This window comes from Oleiphilus sp. HI0086 (genome assembly GCF_001635225.1).
Genome location: NZ_LWFZ01000136.1, coordinates 1 through 766, shown reverse-complemented (window position 1 = coordinate 766; position 766 = coordinate 1). Strand labels below are relative to the sequence as shown.

1 protein-coding gene is annotated in these 766 nt (G+C 41.6%); it reads left to right on the top strand.

What is annotated here, in order from left to right:
* The coding region (locus A3756_RS01945) for a lipase secretion chaperone (protein ID WP_068552801.1) at positions 1-766 on the top strand (766 nt) is incomplete at both ends.

The window sequence follows — 766 nt, the reverse complement described above, 5'->3', positions numbered from 1 at the left end:
GCAGTCATTTTCGTGGTATCGATTGCTTTGTATGAATACTTTGGTTACGCAGAAATAGGCTCGGATAGTGCGCCTGTTACTATGATAGAAGCCAGAAAAATTAACGAGTCTTTGTATCACAAACCCTATGAAGTGGAGGGTATCAAAGCGCTTTCTTCTTCATCACTCGCGGGAACTGATGTGAATCACAACTTAAGTGTTGATGAAAGTCAGAACTTGCTGGCTGATGAAGGTCTTAAAGATATGTTCGAATATTTCCTATCTACTCTTGGAGAGTATGAACTAGAGCAGGTTATTGCTTCAATCCAAGAAACTATTAAAGCAGAGCTAAGCGAACCGGCTCGTTCACAAGCTCTGGACCTACTTAAACGTTATATTGACTACAAAATCGGTATCGAGGAGCTTCAGCAGGGTTTTGTTGTATACGATTCGGGAGTAAATATGGTCGATAAACTGATAGCTCAGCAGTCTGAGATTAAGACCTACAGAGAGCGCTTCTTTGATCAAGTTGAATATGAAGCATTCTTTGCTTCTGAAGATATCCAGAACAGGTTCTTGATTCAGCAGTTAAAAATCAACAGTGATGAAACACTAACAGCAACAGAAAAACAACAACATATAGAGATAGCGAGCCTTGAACTACCAGAGGACATTAGAGCAACGAGGCAGCGCGCTCAGCAACATGCATTGCTATCAGAACAAGTTAGAAAAATGAAAGCCGATAATGCGCCCGCTAGCGAAGTGTATCAGCTGCGGGAGAACATGC